Annotated in this window: 15 protein-coding genes and 5 tRNA genes; 7 read left to right on the top strand and 13 right to left on the bottom strand. The window is 73.1% G+C overall.

The genetic code is table 11. The features are described 5' to 3' along the window. Nucleotides 1-19: 19 nt before the first annotated feature. The gene (locus SSP24_RS11135; RefSeq protein ID WP_141309341.1) at nt 20-223 is read right to left on the bottom strand and encodes a hypothetical protein; all 204 of its coding nucleotides are present in this window, start codon (nt 221-223) and stop codon (nt 20-22) included. A 110-nt stretch (nt 224-333) separates the two neighbouring features. Further along, nucleotides 334-780: a hypothetical protein gene (locus SSP24_RS11130; protein WP_141309340.1), complete on the bottom strand. Its 447-nt coding sequence runs from the start codon at nt 778-780 to the stop codon at nt 334-336. A gap of 224 nt (nt 781-1,004) precedes the next feature. On the opposite strand from SSP24_RS11130, the gene SSP24_RS11125 reads away from it, so the two are divergent. Next, complete coding sequence (locus tag SSP24_RS11125) at nt 1,005-1,523, top strand: DsbA family protein (protein WP_141309339.1); 519 nt, start codon at nt 1,005-1,007, stop codon at nt 1,521-1,523. 63 nt (nt 1,524-1,586) lie between these two features. On the opposite strand, the gene SSP24_RS11120 is transcribed toward SSP24_RS11125, so the two are convergent. The 3 genes from SSP24_RS11120 to SSP24_RS11110 are packed head-to-tail and all read right to left on the bottom strand — an operon-like array spanning nt 1,587 to nt 4,411. After that, nucleotides 1,587-2,411: a GNAT family N-acetyltransferase gene (locus tag SSP24_RS11120; RefSeq protein ID WP_167529562.1), complete on the bottom strand. Its 825-nt coding sequence runs from the start codon at nt 2,409-2,411 to the stop codon at nt 1,587-1,589. Between the two features lie 54 nt (nt 2,412-2,465). After that, entirely contained in the window at nt 2,466-3,287 is an 822-nt protein-coding gene (locus SSP24_RS11115; RefSeq protein ID WP_141309337.1) for an aminotransferase class IV, read from the bottom strand. Next, a complete protein-coding gene (locus SSP24_RS11110; protein ID WP_229864950.1) occupies nt 3,284-4,411 on the bottom strand; it encodes a chorismate-binding protein in 1,128 nt (375 codons plus the stop codon). Before SSP24_RS11110 ends, SSP24_RS11115 begins: the two co-directional genes overlap by 4 nt. A gap of 178 nt (nt 4,412-4,589) precedes the next feature. Here SSP24_RS11110 and SSP24_RS11105 point away from each other — a divergent pair. From SSP24_RS11105 to SSP24_RS11085, 5 genes are all read left to right on the top strand, one after another. Then, a tRNA-Gly gene (locus tag SSP24_RS11105) sits at nt 4,590-4,662 on the top strand. Between the two features lie 38 nt (nt 4,663-4,700). Then, nucleotides 4,701-4,774, top strand: a tRNA-Cys gene (locus SSP24_RS11100). A gap of 1 nt (nt 4,775) precedes the next feature. Beyond that, nucleotides 4,776-4,847 (top strand) — tRNA-Val (locus SSP24_RS11095). Between the two features lie 26 nt (nt 4,848-4,873). Beyond that, a tRNA-Val gene (locus tag SSP24_RS11090) sits at nt 4,874-4,945 on the top strand. A gap of 46 nt (nt 4,946-4,991) precedes the next feature. After that, a tRNA-Val gene (locus tag SSP24_RS11085) sits at nt 4,992-5,063 on the top strand. A gap of 79 nt (nt 5,064-5,142) precedes the next feature. Here the strand turns inward: SSP24_RS11085 and SSP24_RS11080 are convergent. From SSP24_RS11080 to SSP24_RS43990, 4 genes are all read right to left on the bottom strand, one after another. After that, complete coding sequence (locus tag SSP24_RS11080; RefSeq protein WP_141309336.1) at nt 5,143-5,430, bottom strand: TFIIB-type zinc ribbon-containing protein; 288 nt, start codon at nt 5,428-5,430, stop codon at nt 5,143-5,145. Between the two features lie 80 nt (nt 5,431-5,510). Next, nucleotides 5,511-6,446, bottom strand: coding sequence for a phosphotransferase family protein (locus SSP24_RS11075; protein WP_141309335.1), 936 nt, complete (start codon nt 6,444-6,446; stop codon nt 5,511-5,513). Between the two features lie 206 nt (nt 6,447-6,652). Next, the gene (locus SSP24_RS11070; protein WP_141309334.1) at nt 6,653-6,859 is read right to left on the bottom strand and encodes a hypothetical protein; all 207 of its coding nucleotides are present in this window, start codon (nt 6,857-6,859) and stop codon (nt 6,653-6,655) included. Between the two features lie 205 nt (nt 6,860-7,064). Next, nucleotides 7,065-7,334 (bottom strand): DUF8836 family protein, encoded by a 270-nt coding sequence (locus SSP24_RS43990; protein ID WP_141309333.1) that lies wholly within the window; start codon nt 7,332-7,334, stop codon nt 7,065-7,067. A 196-nt stretch (nt 7,335-7,530) separates the two neighbouring features. On the opposite strand from SSP24_RS43990, the gene SSP24_RS11060 reads away from it, so the two are divergent. Continuing rightward, entirely contained in the window at nt 7,531-8,955 is a 1,425-nt protein-coding gene (locus tag SSP24_RS11060; protein WP_167529568.1) for a serine/threonine-protein kinase, read from the top strand. A gap of 3 nt (nt 8,956-8,958) precedes the next feature. Here the strand turns inward: SSP24_RS11060 and SSP24_RS11055 are convergent, their stop codons facing one another. The 4 genes from SSP24_RS11055 to cbiE form a co-directional block, all read right to left on the bottom strand. After that, nucleotides 8,959-9,777, bottom strand: coding sequence for a TrmH family RNA methyltransferase (locus tag SSP24_RS11055; protein WP_141309331.1), 819 nt, complete (start codon nt 9,775-9,777; stop codon nt 8,959-8,961). 64 nt (nt 9,778-9,841) lie between these two features. Further along, nucleotides 9,842-11,074 carry a uroporphyrinogen-III C-methyltransferase gene (gene cobA, locus SSP24_RS11050; protein ID WP_141309330.1) on the bottom strand — a complete coding sequence of 411 codons (1,233 nt, stop codon included), beginning with the start codon at nt 11,072-11,074 and terminating at the stop codon, nt 9,842-9,844. A gap of 136 nt (nt 11,075-11,210) precedes the next feature. Continuing rightward, nucleotides 11,211-14,888, bottom strand: coding sequence for a nicotinate-nucleotide--dimethylbenzimidazole phosphoribosyltransferase (gene cobT / locus SSP24_RS11045; protein WP_141309329.1), 3,678 nt, complete (start codon nt 14,886-14,888; stop codon nt 11,211-11,213). Nucleotides 14,889-15,252: 364 nt separating this feature from the next. Beyond that, nucleotides 15,253-16,464 (bottom strand): precorrin-6y C5,15-methyltransferase (decarboxylating) subunit CbiE, encoded by a 1,212-nt coding sequence (gene cbiE, locus SSP24_RS11040; RefSeq protein ID WP_141309328.1) that lies wholly within the window; start codon nt 16,462-16,464, stop codon nt 15,253-15,255. Nucleotides 16,465-16,518: the final 54 nt, after the last annotated feature.

The following is a 16,518-nucleotide window of genomic DNA, read 5'->3' as shown; positions in this document are numbered from 1 at the left end:
CGGGGACCGCGCGTACGGCTCACAGCAGGAACAGATCGTGCAACGCAGCCATGAGCAGCAGACTCCCGATCACCGCAAGGAAGATCATCAGCGGTGGCTGGGAAAGGGCGAAGAGGCACCCGCGCGGCTCGTCCTTCGGCGGCGCGGCCTCGCTCTGTGTCGTGTCCAGCATCTCGCGGCGAATGATGACGCAGGGGGCACCCTCGGCGCGATCAAGACGCACGAAGATGCGGGAGTTCGCCGAAATCCGTGATCACCTGCACGTCTGTGGCGCGAGCCGGACAGCTTCCGATCATCCCAAGGAATGGGTCGTTTCAGTCCGGCATGCGGACGTCATATGCCGTGCTTCTTGAGGATGGCCTCGATGTCGCTGAAGTCGTCCGCGGCATCCGTACGGGACGTGGCCTGCGGCTTGGTCCGGGGCTTGGCCGTCGTGCGGGACGCCGGGCCGAGGGAGGGCGCCGAGGCCTGCGGGGCCACCGGGTCGTGCTGGGCCGCGGCGCTCACCGCGCGCCCCTTGCGACCGCGTCGCCGCTCCACCGCCCGCGTGCCGGTGAACAGCAGCCAGGCACCGCCGAGCACACCGAAGCCCGCCCAGGCCACCGGGCTGAAGGCGGTGTCCGCGGCCCACTGCACGACACCGGTCATCACCAGGCCGAGGGGGACCAGCGCGTAGGCCGCGATGCGGGCAGCCGTGAGGAAACGCTTGCGGAACGCCGTCACCGCCGCGATGCCCAGGCCGGCCGCGGCAACGGCGGAACACACGGTCTCGGCAATCATCCGGTCCTCCAGGGCAGGCTCGAGCGGGCGGGGCGCGTCGCCCCTTCCATCCTGCACCCCCCGAACCCCGACAGGCCATGCCCCGCCCGGACATCAGGGACATCTCCGGGTCGGCTCCTCCGCAGGTGCCGGTGGTGGCGTAGGACTCGGGGGCGTGTCGGGGTCGTGCCCATGGCCACCGGAGCCGATTGGGTCCGGGGCGCCGGTGCTGGGAGACTGAGCCCATGAACGACTCCTCCCCCGCCCGACCCGCGCCCGTCCTCGACGTCTGGTGCGAACTCCAGTGCCCGGACTGCCGTAGTGCCCTGGACGATCTCCGTGCCCTGCGCGCCCGTTACGGCGACCGGCTGGAACTGCGGCTGCGGCACTTCCCGCTGGAGAAGCACAAGCACGCCTTCGCCGCCGCGCAGGCCGCCGAGGAGGCCGCGGAGCAGGGGCAGGGGTGGCCGTATGTCGAGGCGGTGCTGGCCCGGGTCGAGGAGCTGGACCGTAAGGGAGAACCCTTCCTGGTCGAGGTGGCCCGGGAACTCGGCCTCGACGCCGAGGAGTTCGACACCGCGCTGATCGACGGCCGGCACATCCTGATCGTGGACGCCGACCAGGCCGAGGGGAAGGCGATCGGCGTGACCGGTACTCCGACGTATGTGATCGGCGGCGAGCGCCTCGACGGTGGCAAGAGCCAGGAGGGGCTGCGCGAGCGGATCGAGGAGATCGCCGACCGGCTGCTGGCCGAGCGGGAGTGACGTCCGGGTCCCTTCGGACTGGGACCCTTCGGACCGGGACCTCCGAGCAGCTCCCCGTACCCTTCAGAGCAGGTCCTTGTACAGGATGTACCGCATCGTCGTGTAGCCGAGTGACTCGTAGAGCCGCTCGGCCGGGGTGTTCCCCGCGAAGACGTTGAGGCCGAGGACGCGTCGGCCGGACTCGATCGTCTGACGCTCGGCCAGCAGCATGAGCGTCCGGCCGTGTCCTCGTCCCCGGTGTGCCGCCTCGGTCTCGACGTCGAAGACGTAGGCCTTGTCCTCCTGCAACGCCACCCACAGGGTGCCCACCCGCGTCCCGTCCTGTTCCAGGACGCTGAACAGCATGTCTGCGGTGGCCAACCCGTCCGGCAGAAGCCGCTCGTGGTCGCTTCGCGCCTTGGCGTACGCCTTGGCCTCGGGTACGCCCCGCTCGATCCAGGTGCGCGCGTACCGCTCCGACTCATACGCCTGCCATGCCGCGAACCCGGCCTCGGTCATGGGCCGCGCGTGACTGCCCGCGGGCAGTTCGGGTGGGGTGTCGCCGAGGTGCTTCTCCATGCCGCGGTTGCGCAGGACATATCCCAGTGCCGTGGCGAGCCGGAGGCCCGCCTCGGCGTCGCCGGGGACGGCCGCCTCGATCTGCCGGCAGCCCCAGCCGCGCGCCACTTCCTCCGCGGCGAGCGCGGCGACCGTGCCGCGGCCGCGTCGCCGGTCCGGCTCGTCGATGCGCAGGTCGACGATCCGCGCCACCGAGTCGCCGAAGGCGGGTGATGTGCCGAGGTGTATCGCGCCGACGGGACGGCTGTTCACGCACACCTGGTAGTGGCGGGAGCGCGTCCCGTCGGCCGCGCGCTGAAGCGGCTCGGTCGGCCGCAGGGTGGTGGTCATCAGGGGTGTTCTACCCGGTCCGGACCCCCACGTCTGCTGAATATGTCCGGCGTTCTACGGGTCGAGGTCGTCGCCCGACCGCTCCTCGAAGATCCGCATCGCCTTCGCGGTCACCGGCCCCGGGGCGCCCGGCAGTTCACGCCCGTCGACACGATGCACGGCCTGCACATCGCGCAGGGTCGACGTCAGGAACACCTCGTCGGCGCGTTCCAGCACGTCCAGCGGCAGGTCGGACTCCTTGGCGCCGGTCCACTCGACCGTCAGCGCGCGCGTGATGCCCGCGAGGCAGCCGGAGGCGACCGGCGGGGTGTGGATCTCGCCGTCGAGGACGACGAAGACATTCGAGCCGGTGCCCTCGCAGAGCTGACCGACGGTGTTGGCGAACAGCGCCTCGGAGGCGCCCTGTTCGTGGGCGCGGGCCAGGGCGACGACGTTCTCGGCGTACGAGGTGGTCTTCAGGCCGGTCAGGGCGCCGCGCTCGTTGCGGGTCCAGGGGACCGTGATCACGGCCGTGGAGTCGGGGCGGCGCCGGGTCTCGCCGAGCGCGACGACCAGGGTCGGGCCGTGCTCGCCGCGGTCGGAGCCGAGCGGGCCGTGGCCGCCGGTGTACGTGATGCGCAGCCGGCCCAGCGGCATGGGGTTGGCGTCCAGGACGGCGGCGCAGGCGCGCCGGACCTCGTCGTGGTCGGGATCGGGCAGGCCCAGCCCGCGTGCCGAGCGGGTCAGCCGGTCGAGGTGGCGGGTGAGCGCGAACGGCGTGCCGTCGACCGCCTTCACCGTCTCGAAGATGCCGTCGCCCACGGTCAGTCCGTGGTCGAAGACGGAGACACGGGCGGACTCGATGTCCTGGAGCCCGCCGTCGAGCCAGATCTTCACTGGTCCCCACCTCGCATATCCGTGCCGGGGACCTGGCCGCGTCCGGGGCTCCGGGGGGTTTCCCCCGGATGGACACAGCTCGATTGCAGTCCCTCTCCACTCACCTCGTACGCTCCCGACGCTACCGCGAGCAGCCGGGCGGCCTTCAATTCGGTCTCCCGCCACTCCCCCTCGGGGTCCGACCCCCAGGTGATACCCGCGCCCGTACCGAAGCGCAGCACCCCCTCGGCCCGGTCGATCCAGAACGTTCGGATCCCGACGGCCAGCTCGCCGGTCCCCCGGTCGGCGTCGACCCAGCCGATGCCGCCGCAGTACGGCCCCCGGGGTGCCGTCTCCAGGGCGTCGATGATCCGCAGGGCGCTCGACTTGGGCGCGCCGCTCACCGAGCCGGGCGGGAAGGCGGCGGCGAGCAGCTCCGGCCAGCCCGCGTCGGCGCGCAGCACGCCGCGCACGGTGGACACGAGGTGGACCAGGCCGGGGTGCTTCTCCACGACGCACAGATCGGGGACGGTCACGGTGCCGGAGGCACAGACGCGGCCGAGGTCGTTGCGGACCAGGTCCACGATCATGACGTTCTCGGCGTAGTCCTTCTCCAGCAGGTCCGTCTCGGTGCGGCCGGTGCCCTTGATCGGGCCCGACTCGACGATCCGGCCCGCGCGGCGCAGGAAGAGCTCGGGGGACGCGCTCGCGATCTCCACACCGTGCCCGGGCAGGCGGATCGTTCCGGCGTACGGCGCCGGGTTGCCGCGGGCCAGCAGCGCGGTGAGGGCGTCGGGGTCGGCGTCCGGTGCGACGGGCGCGGACAGGACGCGGCAGAGGTTCACCTGGTAGACCTCGCCGGTCGCGATGTGCTGCCGTATCCGGCGTACTCCCGCCGTGTACGAGGCGCGGTCGAGGGACGACGTCCAGTCGCCGACGGCCGGGCCGCGCCAGGCGCCGGGTACGGGGGCGGGTATTGGTTCCTCTCGTACGTCGGCGAAGCGTGCGCAGGTCAGTCGGCCCTCGAAGTCGGCGGCGACGGCCCAGAAACCGGTGGAGTCGAGGGCCGCGGGGTCGCTGGTGACGTCGAGGAGGCCGGTGGCGACGCGGTCGCCGAAGCGGGCGAGGGGAGGGAGATCGAGCACGTTGTCGAGTCTATGGTGGGTGTCCCGCAGGTGGCCTTGCCGTGTCCTTCCAGGTGGTCCGACCACGTCCGTGACCAGGTGCAGCGCAGCACGCTGCACAAACGCGTTTTTGTACTGGCCCCGGAATCCGCTAGAGTTCAACACGTCGCCGGGACGCGCAAGCGGACCGAAACGACAGGCGGACGTAGCTCAGTTGGTAGAGCGCAACCTTGCCAAGGTTGAGGTCGCGAGTTCGAGCCTCGTCGTCCGCTCGAAGGAAGAGGGGATCCTCGCGGTCCCCTACACTCCTGGTGGAGTGGCCGAGAGGCGAGGCAACGGCCTGCAAAGCCGTCTACACGGGTTCAAATCCCGTCTCCACCTCCAAGGACGATTAGCTCAGCGGGAGAGCGCTTCCCTGACACGGAAGAGGTCACTGGTTCAATCCCAGTATCGTCCACTGGATCTTCTCGAAGATCCCTACCCGCGCGATTAGCTCAGCGGGAGAGCGCTTCCCTGACACGGAAGAGGTCACTGGTTCAATCCCAGTATCGCGCACGCAGTGCCCATGATCGGCTCCACGTAGTGACGATCGTGGTCCCGAGGACGATTAGCTCAGCGGGAGAGCGCTTCCCTGACACGGAAGAGGTCACTGGTTCAATCCCAGTATCGTCCACACCCCGAAGCCCCCGGCCGTCTCGGCCGGGGGCTTCGTCATGGGTGCGTGCCGGTCAGCCGGCGAACAGCATCGGCGCTCAGCTGGAGAAGAGCATGTGGCCGAAGCTCTTTTGGCGGCGGTGGCCGTAGTGGCCGCCGTGGTGCCCGCCGTGCGGGGCGCCCCAGGCGGGCGCGGGCGGGGCCGGGTACGCCTGCGCCGCGGGCGGGGGCGGCGGGGCGGGCTGGGACCACTGGGACTCCAGCCGGGTCAGGGCCTCCAGTTCGCCGTAGTCCAGGAAGATTCCACGGCAGTTCGCGCACTGCTCGATCTGGACGCCGTTGCGGTTGTACGTGTGCATGGGCGCGTGACACTTCGGACACTGCATGGTCGGCTCAACTCCTCGCCGGTCGGTCCTGCTTCGCGTATCGCCAGGACAGACTCTGTCCGGCTGCGGTCGGTTGCACCCTACTTCGCGGCGTTCCGGGGCAACTGGGCGGGGACGGAAGCCATTCGGGCACAGGCGTCCACGAGGCACTGCTCCACCTCGTCCAGGGGACGGTCCGCCGTGAGGGCCTTGGTCACGGCCCGGGCGGCCGTCTGGACGGTGAGCGCGCGGGCCGGGACGTCCAGGGCGGGCCAGGGGTCGCCGTCCGGCGGGACGGCGGGGCCGCCGGACGCTCGGTAGGCGGTCAGGAAGCGGGTCCACGCGTCGGCCGGGAGCAGTCCGCAGGCGTACCAGGCGGCCGGGCGGGCGAGGTCCCAGGCCGCGGGGCCCACGCCGAGGTCGTCGACGTCGATCAGCAGCCAGGGGCCGGTGCGCGCGGGTTGGCGGACGAGCTGGCCGAGGTGGAGGTCGCCGTGGCAGAGGGTGCCGGTGTCCGGGAGAGCGTCTTCATGGCGGGTCCAGGCGGGGAGGGTGGCCCAGGCGTGGAGTACGGCGGTGGTGGCGGGGTGCGGGGCGGCCGCGCGGAGCCGGGCGATCGCGTGGGCGGCCTTCGCGGGGCCGCGCATGGGCGGGAGGGGGACGGGAGGTGGGGTGCGGTGCAGGCGGGCGAGGAGGGTGGCGGCGGCTTCCCAGGGGGCGGCGTCCGGGGTGCCGGGGTCGACCGGGCTGCCGTACGGCCAGAAGGTCACGAGCCGGCCGTGCAGGGGGACGGGCGCCGGGGCGAGGGGAGGGAGCAGTACGCCGGGGATGCGGGCGGCCGTGGTGAGGCGGGCGGTGAGTGCGGCGCGGTCGGTGTCCGGGGCGTGGGCCTTGGCGACGGTGCCGGCGTGCCGGACGACCGTGGCGTCGACGCGATCGGCGAGGGTGACCACCGCTCCGCACGCGCAGGTGTCGGCGTGCGGGTGGGCTGCGGCCCTGGCTCGGGCGGCCAGGTCGGAGAGGAGGGGTGCGGTCACGGGGTTCCTTGGAGCGGGGTGGGTGCTGGGAGGGTACGTCGGCGGGGCGGGCTCGGTCGTAAGCCCTCGGCCCGTATCCGAACAAAGCAATGCCGGCGCAGCTCCCCAGCTGCGCCGGCATTTTGCCGTCCGCCGCACCCCCGTCCCCACGGGGTTATGGGTGGATGTCCCCGCCCGGACCGCTCTTCCGGGCCTGGGGTCGCCGCTCAGCGCCCCAGCATCACGCCCACGGACGACGCCTGTGTGGCCACTGTCTCCCAGCCGTCGAAGACGACGAGGAGCAGGACCGCCAGGGGAAGGGCCATGGCCGTTGCCACCAGGGGGTGGCGGCGGCCCGTGCGGCGCGGGCGGAACGCGGCGTGCGCCTTGCGTCCCTGCTCGCGGATCAGTGTCCGCGGTGCCGTGTAGGCCATGGTCCCTCTCCTGACCGTTCTCAGTTGTCGTCGGCAGCGGCGGGTGTCTGACCTCGGGGGACGAGTGCTGCACCCGCCGCTTGACCTCAAATCTAGGGGCGCGAGGGGGTGCCGGGCGTCATGCCCTCGTACCGATTGGCGGGCCTCCCGGAGGATGAGCCCCGGGGCGGGGACTACTCCCCTGGGTGGAGAAGCGGACCTAGGTCTAAGGGTCTTCCCGGAGGGGGCGCCCGGTGTGTCCGGGCTTTTCCGAGCTGTCCTCGCGGGGTACCGGCTGCTCGACCAGGGCCAGCACCCGGTTCGCCATGAACCGCGCCGTACGGACCACAACGCCGGTTCGCGTGACTTCGCTCACTTCCACGACACCTCGGCGTACCGCCGTCTCCACTCGGCGCCCCGCCCTGCTCGCCACCACCTCGTATGTACGTGTCGTGTCCCCGGCGTCCACGACTATCTCCACACGGTCACCCTTCATGGGCCCAATCCCCCTTCTGCGACGGGTGGTTGGAAGCGCGGACGGCGCAAAGGCGCCCTGTGGGCGTGCTTCCTGACCACCCCTCAAGTCTCGCACCCGGCACTGACAATCCATCCGGCCGAGAGGGCGCGGCCTCTGCGCGCAGGCGGCCACGGAAACGTAAGCTGTGCCACGTCACACGGACCGGGCAGCGGGGATGAACATGGCGATGATGCGCCTGAGGCGCGAGGACCCGCGCGTCGTCGGCTCGTTCAGGCTGCACAGACGGCTCGGCGCGGGCGGGATGGGCGTGGTCTACCTGGGCTCCGACAGGAAGGGGCAGCGGGTCGCCCTGAAGGTGATCCGGCCCGACCTGGCGGAGGATCAGGAGTTCCGGTCGCGATTCGCCCGCGAGGTCTCCGCGGCGCGGCGGATCCGCGGCGGGTGCACCGCGCGGCTCGTCGCGGCGGACCTGGAGGCGGAGCGGCCGTGGTTCGCCACCCAGTACGTGCCCGGGCCCTCCCTGCACGACAAGGTCGCCGACGGGGGGCCGCTCGGCGCCGCCGACGTCGCCGCGGTCGGGGCCGCGCTGTCGGAGGGGCTGGTCGCGGTGCACGAGGCCGGGGTCGTCCACCGGGACCTGAAGCCGTCCAACATCCTCCTCTCCCCCAAGGGCCCCCGGATCATCGACTTCGGCATCGCCTGGGCGACCGGGGCCTCCACGCTCACCCACGTCGGCACGGCCGTCGGCTCCCCCGGCTTCCTCGCGCCCGAGCAGGTGCGCGGCGCCGCGGTCACACCGGCCACGGACGTGTTCTCGCTGGGCGCCACCCTGGCGTACGCATCGACCGGCGACTCGCCCTTCGGGCACGGCAGTTCGGAGGTGATGCTGTACCGGGTCGTCCACGAGGAGCCCCAGCTGCACGGCGTACCGGACGCGCTCGCTCCGCTCGTACGGGCGTGTCTGGCGAAGGACCCCGAGGAGCGGCCCAGCACTCTGGAGCTGTCGCTGCGGCTGAAGGAGATCGCCGCCCGTGAGGCGCACGGCCTGATCGAGGGGCGGCCGCCCGCGCCGCGCAGCGGCGAGGCAGACCGGCCCACCGGGCGGCTCGCCGACACCTATCCGGACCGCGCCCCGCGCCGGCAGCAGGGCGGGCCGGTGACTCCGGCGCCCCGCAGTGCGGGCACCTCGCGGGGTCCCGCGCCGGTACGGGGCGGCGCTCAGGCCCGGGGTGGCGGTGCCCCCTCCCGCAATGGCGGTACCCCGTCGCGTTCGGGGGCGCGGCCCACGCCCGACTCGCGGAACACGCCGGCGCGCAACACGCCCCGCTCCGGCAGCGGCAGCCGTACGACACCGCGCGGCGCCGCCGGTCGTCCGGCGCCGCGGGCCTCCGGGACCGGGCGGCGGCCGGCCAATCCGCGACTGCTGCGGCAGCGGCTGTTCGTGTTCGTGGTCGTGACGCTGCTCGTGGCGCTGGGAATCGGCGTGGTGCAGGGCTGCCAGGGGTCGGCGCGCGGACTCGGCGACGAGCGGGGCCGTGTGGGCGAGTGGCAGGAGCACGTGCAGCCTGACTACCGGCCGCTGGACAAGGGCGCGATGATGTCCGAGCGGTACGAGTCGACGATGGAGGCGTCCCCGTAGGGCCTACTGCTCCGGGCGGCCCGTCGCGACCGCGTAGAAAGCGACAGCGGCGGCCGCGCCCACGTTGAGGGAGTCGACGCCGTGGGACATCGGGATGCGGACCCATTCGTCGGCGGCGACCAGGGCCTGCGTGGACAGGCCGTCGCCCTCGGCGCCGAGCATGAGGGCCACGCGGTCCATACGGTGCGGGGCGGCCTCGTCGAGCGGCCTGGCCTTCTCGTCGGGGGTGAGGGCGAGCAGCGTGAAACCGGCCTCGCGGACCGACTCCAGGCCCTTGGGCCAGGTGTCCAGGCGGGCGTACGGCACGGAGAAGACCGCGCCCATCGAGACCTTGACGCTACGGCGGTACAGCGGGTCGGCGCAGTCCGGTGACAGCAGGACCGCGTCCATACCGAGCGCGGCGGCCGAGCGGAAGATCGCACCGATGTTGGTGTGGTCGTTGACCGACTCCATGATCACCACGCGGCGGGCGGACCGGAGCAGCTCGGCGGCCGTGGGCAGGGGCTTGCGCTGCATGGAGGCGAGGGCGCCGCGGTGCACGTGGTAGCCGGTGACCTGTTCGGCGAGTTCGGGGCTGACCGCGTAGACGGGGGCCGGGAGTTCATCGATGACGTCGCGCATGACGTCGACCCACTTGGCGGACAGCAGCATCGACCGCATCTCGTAGCCCGCGTCCTTCGCCCGCCGGATGACCTTCTCGCCCTCGGCGATGAACAGGCCCTCGGCGGGTTCGCGCTTGCGGCGCAGTTCGACGTCGGTCAGGCCCGTGTAGTCGCGCAGGCGCGGGTCGTCGGGATCCTCGACGGTGATGAGATCGGCCACAGGGTGATACTGCCTTGTCGTGCGTACGGTGCCAACGGCTCGGGACGGGTTGTGTTACCCCGGGTTACGCGGAGGTCTGCGGCCCTACGTTGACGACCTCGCCGATGACGATGACCGCCGGCGGCTTGACCTCCTGCTCGCGCACCGTCTCGGCGACCGTCGCGAGCGTCGCGTCGACGCGGCGCTGCGCCGCGGTCGTGCCCTCCTGGACCAGGGCGACGGGCGTGTCGGCGGGTTTGCCGTGCGCGACGAGGGTCTCGGCGATCTTGCCGATCTTGTCGACGCCCATGAGGATCACCAGCGTGCCGGTGAGCTTGGCGAGGGACGGCCAGTCGACGAGGGAGCGCTCGTCGTCGGGGGCGACATGGCCGCTGACCACGGTGAACTCGTGCGCGACCCCCCGGTGGGTGACGGGGATGCCGGCTGCGCCCGGGACCGAGATGGAGCTGGAGATGCCGGGCACGACCGTGCACGGGATGCCGGCCTCGGCGAGGGCCTGGGCCTCCTCCATGCCACGGCCGAAGACGAAGGGGTCGCCGCCCTTGAGGCGGACGACGGACTTGCCCTGCTTGGCGTGTTCGATCAGGGCGTTGTTGATGGCCTCCTGGGCCATGTAACGGCCGTAGGGGATCTTCGCCGCGTCGATCACTTCGACGTGCGGGGGCAGTTCGGCGAGCAGGTCGCGGGGACCGAGTCGGTCGGCGATGACGACGTCGGCCTCGGCGAGCAGGCGGCGGCCGCGCACCGTGATCAGGTCCGGGTCGCCGGGGCCGCCGCCGACCAGGGCGACGCCGGGGGTGCGGGTGCGGTGGTGGGGGGCGACGAGGGTGCCGTCGCGCAGGCCCTCGACGACCGCGTCACGGATGGCGGCGGTGTGGCGGGGGTCGCGGGACTTGGTGTCGGTCGTGAGGATCGCGACGGTGACGCCCTCGCTGTGGCCGGTGGCCGGGGTCCAGGCGGTCGCCGCGTTGGCGTCGTCGGAGCGGACGCACCAGACGCGGTGCCGCTCCGCCTCCGTCGAGGCGCGGGTGTTCGCCTCGTGGTCGCTGGTGGCGATCAGGGCGTACCAGGCGTCGGCGAGGTCGCCTTCGGCGTAGGGCCGCCGCTCCCAGGTGATCTCGCCCGCGTCCGCCATGGCCTCCACCGAGGGGGTGGCCGCCGGGGACACGAGGAGGATGTCCGCGCCGGCCGCGATCAGTGCGGGCAGGCGGCGCTGGGCGACCTGGCCGCCGCCGAGGACGACCACGCGGCGGCCGGTGAGGCGGAGGCCTACGGGGTAGGCGGGGTGTTCGGCCATGAGGGTGCGGCTCCTCGTGCGGGCGTGCGGTGGGTGCTACGGCTCTGGAGCAGCCCTGACGTGCGGATTTTAGAGTGCGTTCAGCGTACGGCCCGGGTCGGGTGGGCGCGACGGAACGCCCACCCGGCCCAGGGACCTACTTCTCGGTGACCCCCGCCGAGTCGAACGTCGCCACCTCGTGCATCGCCCGGGCCGTGCTCTGGACCAGCGGCAGCGCCAGCAGCGCGCCCGTGCCCTCGCCGAGGCGGAGGTCCAGGTCGACCAGGGGGCGCAGGCCCAGCTTGTTCAGGGCGGCCACGTGGCCGGGCTCCGCGCTGCGGTGGCCCGCGATGCAGGCCGCGAGCACCTCGGGGGCGATCGCGCGGGCCACCAGGGCCGCGGCGCCGGCGCTGACGCCGTCCAGGATCACCGGCGTCCGCAGGGACGCGCCGCCGAGGAGGAGGCCGACGACGGCGGCGTGTTCGAGGCCGCCAATCGCGGCGAGGACGCCGATGGGGTCGGCCGGGTCCGGCTGGTGCAGCTCGATGGCGCGGCGGACGACCTCGGTCTTGCGGGCGAGGGTCTCGTCGTTGATGCCGGTGCCCCGGCCCGTGACCTCCGCCGGGTCCGCGCCCGTGTAAACCGAGATGAGAGCGGCGGACGCGGTGGTGTTGGCGATGCCCATCTCACCCGTGAGCAGGGCCTTGTTGCCGGCCGCCACCAGGTCGCGGGCCGTCTCGATGCCCACCTCGATGGCCTGCTTGGCCTCCTCGCGGGTCATCGCGGGGCCGGTGGTCATGTCGGCGGTACCCGGGCGGACCTTGCGCGGCAGCAGGCCCGGGGTGGACGGCAGCTCGGCGGCGACGCCCACGTCGACGATGCACACCTCGGCGCCCACCTGGTTGGCGAAGGCGTTGCAGACCGCTCCCCCGCCGAGGAAGTTGGCCACCATCTGGGCGGTGACCTCCTGCGGCCAGGGGGTGACGCCCTGGGCGTGCACACCGTGGTCGCCCGCGAAGATCGCGACGGCGGCGGGCTCCGGGATCGGCGGCGGGCACTGGCGGGACAGACCGGACAGCTGGGCGGAGATGATCTCCAGCATGCCGAGCGCGCCGGCCGGCTTGGTCATCCGCTTCTGCCGCTCCCACGCCTCGCCGAGCGCCTTGGCGTCCAGCGGCCGGATCTGCGCGACGGTCTCGCCGAGCAGGTCGTGCGGCTCCTCGCCGGGCAGGGCCCGACGGCCGTACGTCTCCTCGTGGACGACCCAGGACAGCGGGCGGCGCTTGGACCAGCCCGCCTGCATCAGCTCGGGCTCCTCCGGGAACTCGTCGACGTACCCGACGCACAGGTACGCCACGACCTCCAGGTGCTCGGGCAGGCCGAGGGCGCGGACCATCTCGCGCTCGTCGAAGAAGCTGACCCAGCCGACGCCGAGGCCCTCGGCGCGGGCGGCGAGCCAGAGGTTCTCGACCGCGAGCGCGGAGGAGTACGGGGCCATCTGCGGCTGGGTGTGGCGGCCGAGGGTGTGGCGGCCGCCGCGGGTCGGGTCGGCGGTGACGACGATGTTCACCGGGGTGTCGAGGATGGCCTCGATCTTCAGTTCCTTGAACTGCTTCGCCCGGCCCTTCGGGAGGGACTTGGCGTAGGCGTCGCGCTGGCGCATGGCCAGTTCGTGCATCGTGCGCCGGGTCTCGGCGGAGCGGATGACGACGAAGTCCCAGGGCTGCGAGTGGCCGACCGAGGGTGCGGTGTGGGCGGCCTCCAGGACGCGGAGCAGCACCTCGTGCGGGATGGGGTCGCTGCGGAAGCCGTTGCGGATGTCACGCCGCTCGCGCATGACCTTCAGTACGGCCTCGCGCTCGGCGTCGTCGTAGGGGGGCGCGGCCGGGCCGGTGGGCTGGGGGGCTTCTGCCGCGGGGGCTGTGCTTGTTTCTTTCGGGTGTTGCGTGGGTTGCTGGGCTTCGTCTTCCTGGTCTTCCTGGTCGGCGGCCCGGGTTTCCAAGTCCTCCGCGTTCTGTACCAGTTGTACGGGTTCGGGGGCTGGGGTCTCTTCCGGTGCGGCCGGGGTGAGCTTGGGGTCGGCTTCGCGGGGCGCGGGGACCGTGGGCGCGGCTTCCGGCTGTGCCGGGGGCTCGGGCAGCTGCTCCTGGGTGGGGAGGACGATCGGGTGCGGTGGGGTGGGCGCGAGGTGCGGGGTGGTCGGCACGGAGCCCTCCACCGGGACGAACTGGCCCAGCGGCTGCTCCGGCTGGGGCGCCGGGGTGGCGTCGGGAGCGGTGTCCTGCGGCTGTTCCTCGGCGGGCGCGACGGGTTCCGGTTCGGGGTCGATGTACGCGTGGTGCGGGACCGGTTGGGTGAGGGGCTCGTCCGCGGCCGGGGCTACGGTCTGCGCTTCCATGTCCACGGCAGCGGGCTGCTCGGGGGCGGGGTCGGGCTCGGGAGCTGGTGCCGGGACGGCCTCGGCGGCGGGCGCGGGCTCGGGCTCGGCCACGTCTGCGTCCTGGGCCTGCACCACGTCGACTGACGGTGCCTCCTCGGCGGTCGGTGCCGCCTCCGCAGCCGGTGCTTCCTCGGCGCCGTGAGCAGGCGCGCCCTCCGGGGTCTCGGGAAGCTGCTCCGGCTCGGGAACAGGCGCGGGCTCAGCAATCGGCTCCGCTTCCTCCGCGATGGCCGGGGTACCCGGGGTCTCCCCGGCGTCCGACGGCACCGGCTGCGCGTCGACGGCCCCCGCATCGGCTGGGACATCTGCCGGAACCGCCGCGTCATCGCCGGTCCCCGCGTCCGGGCCGGACGACGGGTCGGCAGCGGCCCCCGCCTCCCCGGCGTAGGCCTCACCCTGCCCGGAAGCCCCGGACGCCACAGCCTCCGAGGCGATCCGCGCCACCGCGGCCTGCGCCGCACCCAACGGCTCCGGCTCGCTCTGGGCCTGCGCGTGCACCTCGGCCGGTACGTGCGCCTCAGCCTGCGCCTGCGCCTCGGCGGGTACGTGCATCTCAGCCTGCGCCTGCACATCGTCCGGTACGTGCATCTCAGCGTGGGCCTGCACCTGTGCCGATGCGGGCGCCTCCACCTGGGCCTGAGCCTCCATCTGCGCCGGTGCCTGCACCTCCGCCTGGCCCTGCACCTGCGCCGCTTCGGGCGCCTCCACCTGGGCCTGGGCCTGCACCAGCGCCGGTGCCTGCACCTCCGCCTGGGCCTCCACATGGGTCTGCCCGTGCACCCGCCCCGCCGGAACAACCGTTTCCGCAGGCGTCGCCTCAGCGCTCACCGGCGTCTGCACCGGAGCAGGCTGCGTCGCGGCAGCCTGGGCAGCGCCGCCCCACGGCACCGCGCCCTGCGGCACCGCCGCCTGCGGCGGCATCTCGCGGACGCGCGGGACGTCGAGGTACTCGGGCCCGGTCGTGGGCGGCCCCGGCTGCCGTACCGGCGCGCCCGCGGGGCCGCGGTCCGCGAGGGAGCGGACCGGGCTGGCGGAGGCGTCGGGGATCGGCGGGCCCAGGTGCAGCGGGCGGCGCGGCGTGGAGGCGGGCGCCGGTGACGGCGGGGGCGGCGTCGGGCCCGGCAGGCGGACGCCGGTCAGGTCGACCGAGCCGCTGTCGCGGCCGGACAGCTCGTGCGCCCCGGGTTCGTGGACGGCCTCGACGACCGGCTCGGGCGGGGGCGGGGCCACCTCGTTGCCCCAGGCGCCCTGCGCGCCGGGCAGCAGCAGGTCTTCGTCCTCGGCGGGCGTCTCGGAGACATAGGTGTACGCGCCGGGAACGGGAACGCCCGGCTGTTCCACCAGGCCTGCGTTCTCCGGCAGTCCCTCGCCCGGGACCTGGCCGGTGTCGGTCATGCGTACCCCTCGCCCATCGGTTGATGCTCCTACGACCAGCTCACCCGGAACGGCGCATCGACCGCCCCGCTGTGAAGAACGAGCGTGCGTGCCCAGCGGCACGAACGACCCGCCGGAAAAGGCGACAAAGCCATTCAGTGGCATTGTCGCGGCCCTTCCGCCGTCACGTCAGCTTCATTCGCGACGGCCCGCTGTGGACTGCGCCACGTTGCGCGTCCTCGGGTTCTGCCGTACCACACTCAGCCCAAAACGGGCGTGCTTTCCGGACATTGACCGACGAAGCGCCGGGCGTCCGAGTGCGGTACAACGATCGGCCAGCCTACCGCGCGCGGTACGACAACCGGATCACGGGGACGGCAACGGATCAGGACGCGCGACTGGGCAGCACGCCGCTGAGCAGGAACGCGACGCTCCGCTCCTTCTCCGTCCAGGCCCGGGTGTCGAGTTCGACGGACTGCAGCAGGGCGCACTCGACGTCGTAGCCGTGCTCGGTGAGGTCACGGCCGATGAGTTCGGCCGCGTCGCGGGTGGCGGCGTGCGCGACGATGCGCTGCGGGCGGCGGTCGGCGACCGCGGAGACCACGGCCGCTCCCCCGCCGCCGACGCGGACGACGTCGGGTTCGGGCAGGTTCTCCAGGACGTGCGGGGCGGTGCCGTGGACGATCTGGAGCTGGACCGCGCAGCGGCGTGCAGCGGCGTCGGTGCGGGCGCAGGCGCCGGAGTCCCGGTCGACGGCGATGACGGCGGCGCCGGCGCGGGCGGCCTCGGTGGCGAAGGCGCCGCTGCCGCAGCCGATGTCCCACACCAGGTCGCCGACACGGGGCCCCAGCCGGGCGAGTTGGGCCGCGCGGAGCAGCTCGGTCTCGCCTTCGCCCAGTTCACCGTCGTACGCCTCGGGGGGCAGGGTCCAGCCGCGGGGGCCCGTGCCCGGGTCCCGTCCGGCGATCCAGCCGCCGCCCTCCTGTGCCCCGACCGGGCCGCCGATGACGATGACGACGTTGGGGTTGCGCCAGGTGTGGTCGGCGGCCTTGTCGGAGGTGACGACGGTGACCTGTTCGCGCGCGGTGCCGAGTTCCTCGCAGATGACGAAGGTGCGGTGGATGCCGTCGAGGAGCAGGCCGAGTTCGGCGGGGCCGGCGCCGGGTGAGGTGAGGACCGCGACCTTGGTGTGGGCGCGGCATACGTTCACCGCGCGTCGCAGGGTGCGAGGGTGTGCGACGACCACGTGGGCGTCGTCCCAGGGCATGCCCGCGCGCGCGAAGGCGGCGGCCACGGAGGAGACGGCGGGGACGACTTCGACCTCCAGGCCGAACTCGGGTGAGCGCAGGGTCCGTACGACGCCGAAGAAGCCGGGGTCGCCGTCGGCGAGCACCACCGCGGTGCCGCGATGAGCGGCGATCCGGCGGGCGGCGAGGGCGAGGCTGCCGAGCCGGATGCGCTCGGCCGTGGGCGGCACCTCGGGCAGTGCCAGGTGGTGGGCAGCACCGGCGACCAGGGTGGCGGCGCCCAGGGCGGCGCGTGCCGCGGCGGTCAGCGGAGAGCCGTCCCAGCCGATCACCGTGACCCGGTCGGCCATCGTCGTCAGTCTCCAGGGGGTTTGCGCAGGTCGTCGGGGGCAGCCCGCGGGCGG

Origin of the sequence: Streptomyces spinoverrucosus (genome assembly GCF_006539505.1) — a bacterium.
Classification (GTDB): domain Bacteria; phylum Actinomycetota; class Actinomycetes; order Streptomycetales; family Streptomycetaceae; genus Streptomyces; species Streptomyces spinoverrucosus.
This window is presented reverse-complemented; position numbering and strand designations above follow the sequence as displayed.